10 protein-coding genes are annotated in these 12,966 nt (G+C 65.6%); 7 read left to right on the forward strand and 3 right to left on the reverse strand.

Annotation, left to right across the window (positions count from 1 at the left end; translation table 11 throughout):
• Window positions 1-18: 18 nt before the first annotated feature.
• On the reverse strand, window positions 19-1,437 hold the full coding sequence (locus XnspCFBP7698_RS03060; protein WP_104581422.1) for an FAD-binding oxidoreductase: 1,419 nt from the start codon (window positions 1,435-1,437) through the stop codon (window positions 19-21).
• Window positions 1,438-1,645: 208 nt separating this feature from the next.
• On the opposite strand from XnspCFBP7698_RS03060, the gene serA reads away from it, so the two are divergent.
• Window positions 1,646-2,887, forward strand: coding sequence for a phosphoglycerate dehydrogenase (gene serA / locus XnspCFBP7698_RS03065; RefSeq protein ID WP_047696283.1), 1,242 nt, complete (start codon window positions 1,646-1,648; stop codon window positions 2,885-2,887).
• A gap of 377 nt (window positions 2,888-3,264) precedes the next feature.
• Here the strand turns inward: serA and XnspCFBP7698_RS03070 are convergent, their stop codons facing one another.
• Window positions 3,265-3,849, reverse strand: a complete 585-nt coding sequence (locus XnspCFBP7698_RS03070; protein WP_146093269.1) for an NUDIX hydrolase — start codon at window positions 3,847-3,849, stop codon at window positions 3,265-3,267.
• A 139-nt stretch (window positions 3,850-3,988) separates the two neighbouring features.
• Between XnspCFBP7698_RS03070 and XnspCFBP7698_RS03075 the strand changes: the two genes are divergently transcribed.
• The 6 genes from XnspCFBP7698_RS03075 to XnspCFBP7698_RS03100 all read left to right on the forward strand — a co-directional run bounded on the left by XnspCFBP7698_RS03075 (window position 3,989) and on the right by XnspCFBP7698_RS03100 (window position 10,915).
• The gene (locus tag XnspCFBP7698_RS03075; RefSeq protein ID WP_047696287.1) at window positions 3,989-5,461 is read left to right on the forward strand and encodes an amino acid permease; all 1,473 of its coding nucleotides are present in this window, start codon (window positions 3,989-3,991) and stop codon (window positions 5,459-5,461) included.
• Window positions 5,462-5,537: 76 nt separating this feature from the next.
• A complete protein-coding gene (locus XnspCFBP7698_RS03080) occupies window positions 5,538-6,968 on the forward strand; it encodes an amino acid permease (protein ID WP_039410257.1) in 1,431 nt (476 codons plus the stop codon).
• A gap of 767 nt (window positions 6,969-7,735) precedes the next feature.
• The gene (locus XnspCFBP7698_RS03085; RefSeq protein ID WP_039410254.1) at window positions 7,736-8,389 is read left to right on the forward strand and encodes a methylthioribulose 1-phosphate dehydratase; all 654 of its coding nucleotides are present in this window, start codon (window positions 7,736-7,738) and stop codon (window positions 8,387-8,389) included.
• A gap of 35 nt (window positions 8,390-8,424) precedes the next feature.
• Entirely contained in the window at window positions 8,425-8,991 is a 567-nt protein-coding gene (locus XnspCFBP7698_RS03090; RefSeq protein WP_039410252.1) for an acireductone dioxygenase, read from the forward strand.
• Between the two features lie 2 nt (window positions 8,992-8,993).
• On the forward strand, window positions 8,994-9,692 hold the full coding sequence (gene mtnC, locus XnspCFBP7698_RS03095; protein ID WP_039410249.1) for an acireductone synthase: 699 nt from the start codon (window positions 8,994-8,996) through the stop codon (window positions 9,690-9,692).
• A 206-nt stretch (window positions 9,693-9,898) separates the two neighbouring features.
• A complete protein-coding gene (locus XnspCFBP7698_RS03100; RefSeq protein ID WP_233548941.1) occupies window positions 9,899-10,915 on the forward strand; it encodes a C13 family peptidase in 1,017 nt (338 codons plus the stop codon).
• Window positions 10,916-11,326: 411 nt separating this feature from the next.
• Here XnspCFBP7698_RS03100 and XnspCFBP7698_RS03105 read toward each other — a convergent pair whose 3' ends face one another.
• Window positions 11,327-12,913 (reverse strand): calcineurin-like phosphoesterase family protein, encoded by a 1,587-nt coding sequence (locus tag XnspCFBP7698_RS03105; RefSeq protein ID WP_104581419.1) that lies wholly within the window; start codon window positions 12,911-12,913, stop codon window positions 11,327-11,329.
• Window positions 12,914-12,966 lie beyond the last annotated feature (53 nt).

Consider the following 12,966-nt stretch of genomic DNA (forward strand, 5'->3'; position numbering starts at 1 on the left):
ATGTGAGGTGCCGAAAGACTAACCGGCGTGCGTGACGCCGGGCGCGTCGCCCATGTCGAACAGCTTGCCGGGATTCAGCAAAAGATGAGGATCGAGCACATGTTTGATGCCGCGCATCAGCGCGATCTCCGCGGTTGAACGGGTACTCCACAGATACGGCTTCTTGACCAGGCCGATGCCGTGCTCGGCAGAGATGCTGCCGCCGAAACGCTGCAGCGCATGCGCCAGGACCTTGGTGACCTGATCGCAGGCAGCGACAAAATCGGCCTGGCTGGTGTCGTCGGGTTTGAGCACGTTGATGTGCAGGTTGCCATCGCCGATGTGGCCGAACCACACCACATCGAAGTGCGGGTACGCCTGGCTGAGCAAGGACTGTGTTTCAGCCAGAAACGCCGGCATTGCCGAGATGCGCACCGACACATCGTTCTTGTACGGGGTGTAGCGCGCCACGGCCTCGGTGATGCCCTCGCGTAGCCGCCACAGCTGCGCGGCTTGCCCATCGCTCTGACTGATCACCCCGTCGCTGACCCAGCCCTGCTCCATGCAGGTCTCGAATGCCGCCATCGCCGCCGCTTCCTGCACTTCATCTCCGGCGGCGAACTCGGTGACCACGTAATACGGGTGAACGTCGGCGAACGGCGCCTGCGCGCCATGCGCAAGCACGTGTTCCAGCGCACGGTCGGTAAAGAACTCGAAGGCTTCCAGGCGCAGCTGCGCGCGAAACGCTGCAAATACCTGCATCAGCACCTCGAACGAGGGCAGCGCCAGCAGCATCACATTGCTGGGCGGCGGCGGGTCAGTCAGCCGCAGCGTCGCTTCGACGACGATGCCCAGGGTGCCCTCGGAGCCGATCATCAGATGGCGGACGTCGTAGCCGCTGGAATTTTTCACCAGCGCGTTGTTGAGTTCGAGCAGCTCGCCGCCGCCGGTGACCACTTTCAAGCCGGCCACCCATTCGCGGGTGTTGCCATAGCGGATCACCCGGATACCGCCGGCGTTGGTGGCAATATTGCCGCCGATCGAGCAGGAGCCGCGTGCGGCAAAATCCACCGGGTACACCAGACCCTGTTCGCGCGCGGCGTTGTGCACCGCTTCCAGCGGCATGCCGGCCTGCACGGTCAGCGTGCGGTCCACCGGGTTGAAGTCCAGCGGCTTGTTCAAGCGCTCCAGGCTCAGCACCAGTTCGCCATTGGCGGCCACCGCGCCGCCGGACAGCCCGGTGCGGCCGCCCGATGGCACCACCGCCACGCCCTGCGCATTGGCCCAGCGCACCACCGCCTGCACCTCATCGACCGAGCCTGGAAGCGCGATGGCCAGCGGGTTGGGCGTCCAGCGCCGCGTCCAGTCGCGGCCGTAATGTTCCAGGTCGGCCGGCTCGGTTTTCAGGCGCAGGGCCGGCACGGCCTGTTGCAACGAAACAATGCGGGGGTCGGTCATGGCACGCGGCGCGGCAGTAGGAACCGCACAGCGTGCCAGTGTGCGCCGGCCTCGTCCAGTTGCGATGCGCCGCGCCGGCGCCGTGTTGGATTCAGCTGAAACCGTTGCAGCGCAAGGGCTGGCGCCGCACAAACGCCGCATCGCCAGCGCCCCATCGGGCAGCCCATCTGGCATAGTTGCCGACCCGATTGCTGCATTGCGCTCCCCCATGTCGCCGAAGAAAACCTCGTTTCCCAAGCAGGACATCCGCGTGCTGTTGCTGGAAGGCATCAGCCCCACCGCGGTGGATGTATTCCACGCCGCCGGCTACTCGCAGATCGAACTGCATGCCAAGTCGTTGCCGGAAGACGAGTTGATTGCGCGCATCGCCGAGGCGCACATCGTCGGGATCCGCTCGCGCACCCAGCTGAGCGCCGAGGTGCTGGCGCACGCCAAGCGGCTGATCGCGGTGGGCTGTTTCTGCATCGGCACCAATCAGGTGGACCTGGATGCCGCAGAGCTGGCCGGGATCCCGGTGTTCAATGCGCCCTACTCCAATACCCGCAGCGTGGCCGAGCTGGTGATTGCCGAGGCGATCCTGCTGTTGCGCGGCATTCCGCAGAAAAATGCCGAATGCCACCGTGGCGGCTGGTCCAAGTCGGCGGCCGGCAGCCACGAAACCCGCGGCAAGGTGCTGGGCATCGTCGGTTACGGGCACATCGGCACGCAGGTGGGCGTGCTGGCCGAATCGTTGGGCATGCAGGTGATCTTCCACGACATCGAAACCAAGCTGTCGCTGGGCAACGCGCGCGCGGCGATCGACCTGGACGACCTGCTGGCCCGCGCCGACGTGGTGACCTTGCACGTGCCCGAGACACCGTCCACCAAGGATATGATCGGCGCGGCGGAAATCGCCCGCATGAAGCCCGGCGCGCATCTGATCAATGCCTCGCGCGGCACCGTCATCGACATTGCCGCACTGGATGCGGCGCTCACCTCAGGCCAGATCGGTGGCGCAGCAGTAGACGTGTTCCCGATCGAGCCCAAGGGCAATGGCGACGCGTTCGAATCGCCACTGATCGCGCACGACAACGTGATCCTGACCCCGCACGTGGGCGGCAGCACGCTGGAAGCGCAGGACAATATCGGCATTGAAGTCGCTGCAAAACTGGTGCGCTACAGCGACAACGGCAGCACCTTGTCGGCAGTGAACTTCCCGGAAGTGACGTTGCCGGAGCACGCCGAAAGCCTGCGCCTGCTGCATATCCATCGCAACGTGCCGGGCGTGCTCTCCAGAATCAACGAACTGTTCTCGCGCCACAACGTCAACATCGACGGCCAGTTCCTGCGCACCGACCCCAAGGTCGGCTATGTGGTGATCGATGTCAGCGCCAGCGAGGCGCAGGCCACCGCGTTGAAGGAAGGCCTGGCGTTGATCGAAGGCACGTTGCGGACGCGCGTCTTGTATTGATCTGTTGTTGCGCGAGCGCCCTCATCCGGCGCCTTGCGCCACCTTCTCCCGCAAGCGGGAGAAGAAAGTGCAGCTCATCGGTCTCCCGCTTGCCCCCCTTCTCCCGCAAGCGGGAGAAGTAAAGTGCAGGCCATCGGTCTCCCGCTTGCCCCCTTCTCCCGCAAGCGGGAGAAGAAAGTGCAGGCCATCGGTCTCCCGCTTACTCCCTTCTCCCGCAAGCGGGTGAAGAAAATGCAGGCAATCGGTCTCCCGCTTACTCCCTTCTCCCGCAAGCGGGAGAAGAAAGTGCAGGCAATCGGTCTCCCGCTTACTCCCTTCTCCCGCTTGCGGGAGAAGGTGCCCGCAGGGCGGATGAGGGCGCACACCCTCAGCACCCATCACACCCCTCGGGCCATCCACTTCTCGGCCATGCGCCGCAGCGACGGATCCAGCTCCGGTTCTGCAAGCAGCTCGACGATCGTGCGCCAGGCCAGTGCCAGCGATTCTTCGCTGACTTCGAACGCCTCGTCCGCACCGGCCATCACCACGTAACGCGCATCAAAGTGCCAATGCCCGGCCACCTCGCCGCGTGCCGGGATCCAGTGACGGTCCAGATCGAACAGCGCCGTTTCCGCCAGCCGCAAACCGCTGAGCCCGGATTCTTCCTCCGCCTCGCGCAGCGCCACCTGGGCCAGATCGCGGTCGCCGTCGGCGTGCCCGCCCAGCTGCAACCAGCGCTGCAGCTTGCGGTGGTGGGTCAGCAGGGTGCGGCTGCCATCGGCGCTGACCACCCAGGCCGAGCCGGTGAAATGACCTTCGACACGTTCGCGCACGAACGGATCGGTGGCATCGTCCAGCAGCTGCGCAAACTGGTCGGCCACAACGGCCTCGTCCGGCCAGCGTGCGCGGTAGGCAGCCAATTGCTGCCGCAAGGTTGCATCCACCATCTCTCGTTCCCGGTCGCCCGTCGGCCAAGCGGCCATTATCGCCATTCATGCTGCGTACGTGCTTGTCGTGAGCGTGCAGCTTTGGCAAGGTAGGCCGCTTGCCTGTCCTTCGGGGGCGGCACACACCTTCGCCCGGGCGCGTGCGCCTTCGCTTTGCCACTTAGGGACGTACCGAATGCTGAAATCTCTGTTGAGGGTCAAACCGATCGAGCCCGCCGGACGCGTCGATGCGGGCGAACCGGTCGAAGGCAGTCTGCAAGGCGAAGCTACGCTGCAACGGACCCTCACCGCCAAGCACCTGATCATGCTCGGCATCGGCGCGGTCATCGGCGCCGGTATCTTCGTGCTGACCGGCCAGGCGGCGGCCAATCACGCCGGCCCGGCAGTGATGCTGTCGTTCGTGTTTGCGGGCATCGCCTGCGCATTCGCCGGGCTGTGCTACGCCGAATTTGCGGCGATGATGCCGGTCTCCGGCAGCGCCTACTCGTATTCATATGCCACGCTCGGCGAGGGCATCGCCTGGTTCATCGGCTGGTGCCTGGTGCTGGAGTATTTGTTTGCCGGCTCCAGCGTCGCGGTCGGTTGGTCCGCCTACCTGATCAGCTTCCTGACCGGCACACTCGGCCTGCCGTTCCCTGCGGAACTGGCGGGTGCGCCACTGGCCTGGGACGGCCACGGCTTTGTCAGTTCCGGCAATATCGTCAACCTGCCGGCAGTGCTGATCGTCGCTGCGGTGAGCATGCTGTGCTATGTCGGCGTCACCCAGTCCGCATTCGCCAATGCGATCGTGGTGGCGATCAAGGTGGTGGTGATCTGCCTGTTCGTCGGCTTCGGCATCGCCTACATCGACCCCGCCAACTGGCATCCCTTCATCCCCGAAAACGCCGGTCCGGGCAAGTTCGGTTGGGACGGCGTGTTCCGCGCGGCGTCGATCGTGTTCTTCTCCTACATCGGCTTCGATGCGGTCTCCACCTCTGCCGGCGAAACCAAGGACCCGCAAAAGAACATGCCGATCGGCATTCTGGTGTCGCTGGCGATCTGTACCGTCATCTACATCATCGTCTGTGCGGTGCTGACCGGCCTGCTGCCGTACACCCAGCTGGGCACCGCCAAGCCGGTGGCCACCGCGCTGGAGGCGCACCCACAACTGACCTGGCTCAAGACCGCGGTGGAGATTGGCGCGATCGCCGGCCTGTCCTCGGTGGTGCTGGTGATGCTGATGGCGCAGCCGCGCATCTTCTACACCATGGCCAAGGATGGATTGATGCCCAAGCTGTTCGGCAAGGTGCACCCCAAGTTCCATACGCCCTATGTCGGCACGCTCTTCGTTGGTGTGGTCGCTGCGCTGCTGGCCGGCGTGATCCCGTTGAACGTGCTGGGCGAATTGGTCTCGATGGGCACCCTGCTCGCCTTTGCCACGGTGTGCGCCGGGGTGATGGTGCTGCGCTTCACCAAGCCTGAGTTGCCGCGCCCGTTCCGGGTGCCGCTGGCGATGGTGATCTGCCCGCTGGGGGCGCTGGCCTGTCTGTTCCTGTTCTTCCAGGCCTTCCAGGAGCACTGGAAGGTGTTCGTGGGCTGGACCGTGATCGGCCTGTGTATTTATTTCGGCTACGGCATCCACAACAGTCGTCTGGCCAAGCGGGCCTGACGCTCTCTCAAGACCGGCGCACAGCGCCGGTCTTCTCGTTCAATGATCGCGCTCAGCGCCAAGCCGGAACTGCTGCATGTTCAAACAACTTTGGGCCACCAAACACCCGCACGCCAGCCATGAGGCGGCCGACGGGCTGGGCCTGCAACGCGCGCTCGGCCCCTGGGGGCTGACCGCACTCGGGATCGGCGCGGTGATCGGCGGCGGAATCTTCGTCATCACCGGCCAGGCTGCGGCCGACCATGCCGGCCCGGCGATCGTGCTGTCGTTCGTGCTGGCGGCGATCTGCTGCGCGTTCTGCGCCATGGCCTATGCCGAATTCGCAGCGATGGTGCCGGTGTCCGGCAGCGCCTACACCTACACCTACGCCACCTTCGGCGAGCTGGCGGCGTGGTTCATCGGCTGGATGCTGGTACTGGAATATGGCGTATCCGCCTCGGCAGTGGCGGTCAGCTGGACCGGCTATTTCCTCAGCCTGCTCGAACACTTCGACATCCACCTGCCAGCCGCGCTGGTCAGTGCACCGCTGGACGGCAAGCTGCAGCCCACCGGTGCGATCGCCAACCTGCCGGCCGCCGGCATCGTGCTGTTGCTGACCTGGCTGTGCTACGTGGGCATCCGCAAGTCGTCGGCAATGAACATGGCGATGGTCATCCTCAAGACCGGCCTGATCATCCTGGTCATCGCAGTGGGCTGGAAGTACGTCGATACCGCCAACTGGCATCCCTTCATCCCGGCCAACGAGGGCCCGGGCAAGTACGGTATGGAAGGCGTGCTGCGCGGTGCGGCGATGGTGTTCTTCGCCTATATCGGTTTCGAAGCGGTGTCGGTGGCCGCGCAGGAATCGCACCGGCCGCAACGTGACCTGCCGATCGGCATGATGCTGTCGCTGCTGATCTGCACCGTGCTCTACATCGCCATGGCGGCAGTGATGACCGGTCTGGTGCCCTATACGCTGCTCGGCACCGACGAGCCGGTGGTGACCGCAGTAGCAGCGCATCCGCAGCTGGCCTGGTTGCGCGTTGTGGTCGAAGTGGGCGCGTTGATAGGGCTGTCCTCGGTGGTGCTGGTGATGATCATCGGGCAGCCGCGCATCTTCATGATCATCGCGCGCGACGGATTGTTGCCGTCCATCTTCACCCGTATCCATCCCAAGTACCGCACCCCGCATATCAACACCATCATCACCGGTGTCGGCATCGCCGTGCTGGCGGCCGTGTTCCCGCTGGACGTGCTGGGCGAGCTGACCTCGATGGGCACGCTGATCGCCTTTGCCGCGGTCTGCGCCGGCGTGCTGATCCTGCGCCGCACCCACCCGGAACTGCCGCGCCCGTTCCGCATGCCGGCAGCGTGGCTGATCTGCAGTGCCGGCGTACTGAGCTGCCTTGCGCTGCTGTCGGCGATGACGCTGCACAACTGGATGCTGATGGGCCTGTGGACGCTGGTCGGGCTGGTGGTCTACTTCGGCTACGGCTACCGTCACAGTCGCCTGCGCGACGGCCGCTGAGCGCGCGCGCCAGCAGCCACTGACGCGCGACCGCCCGCCGATGTATGGCAGAGCGGGTGCCAGGTATTCGGCTCCTGGGCGGCTGATCTGTGACCTGGTTGCAGGACCGTGATCCGCTGATCTGCAACTTGGCTGCAAGGCCCTGATCCGCTGGTCTGCAACTTGGCTGCAGGGTCCTTGCCCGCCCACCATCGCGGGACACGCCGTGAATCCGTCCATGGAGGCTCTTACGCGGCATCCATGCCGCGTAAGGTCCCGCGATGGTGGGCGGGCAAGGACCTGTCGAGATGGTCGGCGTGTGTGTTTGCAAGCAGTGCATGACGTGCTCTGGTTGGATCACTGGGCGTCCGCTCAACCTCTCACCACTTTCCATCGCAAGCCGAGCGGAAGACCAGACTACAAACGTCCAGCCTGCGCGCCGCAAGCCGAGCAACATGCTTTCAAGAAAACAACCGATCGACTGTCTGGTGCGGTGTCCTTGCCGGTTGCGGGACCGTGTGGCGGCATGGATGCCGCCACCGAGCCCCCGGGGACGGGTTCAAGGCGTGTCCCGCAAGCGGTGAGGACACCGCGCCCTCGACCGACTAAAGCGTTTCACCTCGCCCTCTGACTGCCTCCGACAAGAGGCGGCTAACAAAAAACCACTGCGTTCACCGTCTGACGCGCGCGCTTCATCGTTTGTCAGCCATTCGCGACCCGGGCGTGGCAGCAACACCCCCTGCTGCGCTGCACCTGACCGTAATCCGGTGGGGCAGTAGAATAGCCGCATGAATGCGACCACTGCCCCCCTGCCCTATAGCGCCGCCCGCCTGCACGAGCTGGCGCAGTTGTTGATCGGCAATATCCGCGAGCTGGCCCAGGCCGGCTGGACGCCCGCCACCAGCAGCAACTTCTCCCATCGCCTGGACGAGCAGCACGCCGCCATCACCGTGTCCGGCCGCGACAAGGGCCGCCTGGTCGAGGAAGACATCATGGTGGTGGACTTCGATGGCCAGGCCGTTGGCCGTCCGCTGCGACCCTCCGCGGAAACCCTGCTGCACACCCAGTTGTATCGCCGGTTTCCGGAGATCGGCTGCGTGCTGCACACGCATTCGCCGGTGCAGACGATCGCCTCGCGCCTGTATGCAGGCCCCGGCGTGATCCGGCTGGAAGGCTACGAGCTGCTCAAGGCCTTCGACGGCAACACCACCCACGAGACCGCGGTGGAGGTGCCGGTATTTGCCAATACCCAGGACATGCAGGTGCTGGCCGCGCAGGTCGAGGCCCTGCTGGACAAACAGAGTATGTGGGGGTATCTCATCGAAGGACACGGGTTGTATGCCTGGGGCCGCAACATGGCCGAGGCACGTCGTCATCTTGAGGCGTTCGAATTCCTGCTGCATTGCGAGCTCGAACTGCTGAAACTGCGCGGCCCGCGCTGATCATCGTCCGTCCCCCATTCGTGAGCCAGACCGCTATGAGCCGACTGCGTATCTTCGCCGACACCAACCCGACCACCCCGGAATTCGACAGCCGCGACGGCGATGCGATCGCCGCCGAGCTGGTCAAGATCGGCGTCACCTTCGAGCGCTGGCACGCCAGCGAACCGGTGGAGCCAGGCGCCACGCCCGAACAGGTGATGGCGGCCTATCGCGCCGACATCGACCGCATCAGTGCCGAGCGCGGCTTCAAGACCGTGGACGTGGTGAGCATTGCGCCGGACAACCCCAAGCGCGAGGAAATGCGCGCCAAGTTCCTGGACGAGCACTTCCACAAGGAAGACGAGGTGCGCTTCTTCGTCGCCGGCTCGGGCCTGTTCACGCTGCATGTGGACGACAAGGTCTACGAGATCGAGTGCGTCAAGGACGATCTGATCGCCGTGCCCGACAGCACCCTGCACTGGTTCGACATGGGGCCGGAGCCGCACTTCGTGGCGATCCGCTTCTTCACCGAGCCGGATGGCTGGGTCGGCCACTTCACCGGCACCGAAATCGCCAAACAATTCCCCCGCTACGCCCCCGAGAAACCTCACAAGGCCAGCTGACGATGACACGACCGCACGCGATCCTCACCGATATCGAAGGTACGACCAGCAGCATCTCGTTCGTCAAGGACGTGCTGTTCCCGTATGCACGCCGCGCCATGCCCGCGTATGTACGCGAGCACGGCAATCATCCGCAGGTGCGCCACTGGCTCAACCAGGTGGCCGACGAAATCGGCGAGGACGTGCCGGACGACGTGCTGATCACCACGTTGCAGACCTGGATCGACGAGGACCGCAAGCACACCGCGCTCAAGGCCCTGCAGGGGCTGATCTGGGGCGATGGCTACAAGACTGCCGATTTCACCGCGCACATCTACGCCGATGCGGCGATCCAGCTGCAGGCCTGGCATGCGCAGGGCATCCCGCTGTACGTGTATTCGTCCGGCTCGGTGCCGGCGCAGAAGCTGTTTTTCGCGCACAGCGACGCCGGCGATCTGAGCGGCCTGATCACCGACTGGTTCGACACCGAGGTAGGGCCCAAGCGCGAGAGCGCCAGCTACCGCCGGATTGCCGAGCGCATCGGCGTGCCGGGGCCGGAGATCCTGTTCCTGTCGGATGTGATCGAAGAACTCGACGCGGCCAAGCGCGCCGGCATGCGCACCGCGTTGCTGGACCGCCTGGAGGACTACCCCACGCCGCGCTCGGCCGACGATGTCGGCAGCCACCAGCGCGTGGAGAGCTTCTCGCAGCTGGTGTTCTGAAACGTGGCGTCATTGCGCACACCGGCTGCTCGCAATGCAGCCGGCGTGCGCAAGGCCGATTCCGCTTGACGCAGCAGTTGCGCGACAAGACGCCTTGGTCGAGCGCTGTGTCCATCCGTCTTCGAGAGGCATCGGCGTTGTTTGTGAGAGTCCATTCCCTGCCGCCGGCGCACCGCTTGCTTCGTCGGATCTTGGCACTGCTGGCCATGGCCGTCCTGGTGGCCGGGTGCCACCCCGATGCCGGCGCGGCCTTGCCGCCCGCGTCCGCGCAAGCGGCAGCCGAGGCGGACCCGATCGACCAGGCCGCACTTGCCAAGGCGCTGGCGGCGGTGCAGCCGCAGCGCCCGGGCGTGACCGATTTGTACGTGGTCGGCTTTGCCGGCGATGCCAGCGACGATGTCTTCCGCAACGAAACGCTCTACCTCAAGCAACTGTTCGAGCAACGCTTCGACGCACGCGGCCGCGTGGTCACGCTGGTCAACAACCCGGACAACCTGGGCGAGCATCCGTACGCGCCACTGGCGACCTACGACAATCTCTACGACACGCTGGCCGCGATCGGCAAGCGCATGGACCGCAAGGAAGATGCGCTGCTGCTGTTCGTGACCACGCACGGCACCGAAGACCACACGCTGTACGTGCAGGTGGACCAGAACGAAGAAGACTTCATCAGCCCGCAGGATCTGCGCACCGCGCTGGACGATGCCGGCATCGGCAACCGCATCATCGTGCTGTCGGCCTGTTATTCGGGCGGATTCATCCCGGCGCTGCGTTCGCCGGACACCGTGATCCTGACCGCCGCGCGCGCGGATCGGCCGTCCTTCGGCTGCGGCAATACGTCCAACGCCACCTACTTCGGCCAGGCCTGGCTGATCGATGCGATGAACCGCAGCGACGACCCGCTTGCGGCCTTCGACATGGCCAGGGCTGCCATCACCGCGCGCGAAAAGCAGGACGGCGAATTGCCCTCGTTGCCGCAGCAATCGCTCGGCAAGCGCATCGCACCGGTGTTGGCGCGCTGGCGCGCAGGGTTGCGACTTGGGCCTGCCCTCGCCTATCCGTATCCGCCGGTCGACATCGATCCGGATGCCGACGCCGAGCCGGCCAACGACGGTGACCCGGGCAGCAGCAGCCCGGACACCAGCAGCAACGTCGGCAAGGGGACGACCCCGCCGACGTCTGCTCCAACGGCCCGATCGCCACCTTCGGCCACGAAAGGCTGAGACTAATTCTCATTTCGTCAGCAATTCGACGGCCTCGCTACACTCGCCGGGCCAGCCAGCTTCTGCCAGCCAGCACAGACCCCCGCCAGCGCGCCGACGCCTGCCAGCCCGGGTCCTGAGACGCCTCCTTTGTGGAGGCGTTTGTGTTTCTGCCACCGGGGTGGCGCTTGCCCGTTGGCTGCACAGGCGCATGCGCGCGGCCAGCAGCCTTGTTGCGAGGCGCGCGGCCAACGGAGCGCGGCATCATCACTTTCGCGCGGCCGGCAACACAGGCCTCACCGCGCTGCCTGACCGATCCGCACGGTGCAACGCACGCACCCGACCTTACGGTGTCACGTGCGGGCCCGCGATCGGCCGCACGCGTGACCACGAACCAACGCACATCCGTGCGCCAGCCCACCGCGCCGGCATTTACGGATCGGCGCGTTGCAGGCGATAGACCGTGTGGGCACCGTACTGCCCGGTGGGCAGGTGCGCGCGCACGTCCACGCGGTGCTCGCCCACCTCCAGGGTGGTCGGCAACACGCCGCGCCACAGATGTGTGGAGGGGGTCGCTTCCGGTGAGCGGTCGTACCCACGTAGCCGGTCAGCGCTATCGTCGCGCACGTTTTCGGCCAGCAGCCGCGGGTCGGCGCGCTCCTGTCGTTTCATCGATTGCCATGCGCCGTTGTCGATGCGCATCTCCACGCGGGTATCGTCCTGCCCCATGAACACATTGGCGTAGATGCCCCAGGCCGGATATGCGCCCTGTCGCAGCACCTTGGGCGCATGCAGCAGCAGTTGCGCGTCGTCGGCTGCGCGTGCCGCGTGGTAGGCCAAGGTGTAGTTGCCATCCGGCGCCACGTTCAGCACCGCGTAGCCGTTGGGCGTGCCGTCGCTCATGGTCGCATCGGGGATGCCGTCGGCGTCCTTGACCCCCGACCAGAACGCACCGCAGGCCGCGCCCACGTTGTATTCGTGCAGCGGGCGTTCGCCGTGCCAGCCTTCGTCGGCGCCGTGATCGACGTGCCGCTGGGTGTGGCTGTGCGCACTGAGCACCAGCACATGCGGGAAATCCTTCAGCAGCGCGAACAGACGGCTGCGATCGGCATGCCGGAAGGTCTCCTGCCCCGGCGCCGCATCGAACAGCGGGATATGCATGCCGAGCACCAGCAGCCGCTCGCGCGGCACCTGCGCCAGGTAGTGCTGCAGGAACACGAACTGATCCTCGCGCAGGCCGCCGACATACGCCGGCTTGCCGCCAGGGGTGTAGATCACGTCGTCCAGAAACACGAAGCTCGCATTGGCTTCTTCCACCGCATACGTGTCCGGGCCATAGACCGCGCGCCAGCTGTCCAGCGACTGCAGATCGTCGCCGGCATCGACGTTGAGGTCGTGATTGCCGGGCACATGGAACCAGGGCACGCCCAGTTGGGTCGTGACCTTGTTCAGGGCCGGATACAGGCTCAGGTCGTCGTTGACAATGTCGCCGAGCGTGGTCCCCAGGCGCGCGGACGTCTTGCCGACCAGCGGTGCCACGATATCGCGCTGGTAATAGCCCACATCGGTGAGGCTGGCGGTCTGGCTGTCGGCGAACACCAGCATGTCGAAACCGTTGCCGCCAGCGTCCGCACGCGGCGTCAGTGCGAAGTCCCAGCCCTGCGTGGTGCGGCCGGTGGATGCGATGCCCTGATACTTGTGGGTCACCGAACCGCGCGGCGCATAGTGGCGCCAGAACCCGGGCAGCCCGTCGGCGGCAGGAACAAAGCGGCGATCGCCCGGCTTGATCACGAACACCGTCTGGCCATCGCGCACCGGCAGGCGGTAGCGCCCCTGTGCATCGGTGCGCACGATCTGCTCACCGTTGGACACTGCAATACCGGCAAGACCCGGCTCATCCGCACTGCGGCCGGCACGCCCGTCGCGCTCTTCGTAGACGGTGCCATCGATCATGACGTCGCGTGCGTACGCGCTGCCCCCAAGCAACCCCAGGGCCAATAGAGCGAAGCGAAGCTGCATGTGGTGTACCGCGGCAAGACCGGCGGAAATTGTACCCGCCGGCCCGCCACGCG

The sequence above is a fragment of the Xanthomonas sp. CFBP 7698 genome (assembly GCF_003600855.1).
GTDB lineage: Bacteria > Pseudomonadota > Gammaproteobacteria > Xanthomonadales > Xanthomonadaceae > Xanthomonas > Xanthomonas cannabis.

Excerpts from the sequence above, each read along its gene's own strand:
- serA (WP_047696283.1), top strand. The coding sequence starts at position 1,646 with ATGTCGCCGAAGAAAACCTCGTTTCCCAAGCAGGACATCCGCGTGCTG.
- XnspCFBP7698_RS03080 (WP_039410257.1), top strand. The coding sequence starts at position 5,538 with ATGTTCAAACAACTTTGGGCCACCAAACACCCGCACGCCAGCCATGAG.
- mtnC (WP_039410249.1), top strand. The coding sequence starts at position 8,994 with ATGACACGACCGCACGCGATCCTCACCGATATCGAAGGTACGACCAGC.
- XnspCFBP7698_RS03060 (WP_104581422.1), bottom strand. The coding sequence starts at position 1,437 with ATGACCGACCCCCGCATTGTTTCGTTGCAACAGGCCGTGCCGGCCCTG.
- XnspCFBP7698_RS03085 (WP_039410254.1), top strand. The coding sequence starts at position 7,736 with ATGAATGCGACCACTGCCCCCCTGCCCTATAGCGCCGCCCGCCTGCAC.
- XnspCFBP7698_RS03075 (WP_047696287.1), top strand. The coding sequence starts at position 3,989 with ATGCTGAAATCTCTGTTGAGGGTCAAACCGATCGAGCCCGCCGGACGC.
- XnspCFBP7698_RS03105 (WP_104581419.1), bottom strand. The coding sequence starts at position 12,913 with ATGCAGCTTCGCTTCGCTCTATTGGCCCTGGGGTTGCTTGGGGGCAGC.
- XnspCFBP7698_RS03090 (WP_039410252.1), top strand. The coding sequence starts at position 8,425 with ATGAGCCGACTGCGTATCTTCGCCGACACCAACCCGACCACCCCGGAA.
- XnspCFBP7698_RS03070 (WP_146093269.1), bottom strand. The coding sequence starts at position 3,849 with ATGGCCGCTTGGCCGACGGGCGACCGGGAACGAGAGATGGTGGATGCA.
- XnspCFBP7698_RS03100 (WP_233548941.1), top strand. The coding sequence starts at position 9,899 with ATGGCCGTCCTGGTGGCCGGGTGCCACCCCGATGCCGGCGCGGCCTTG.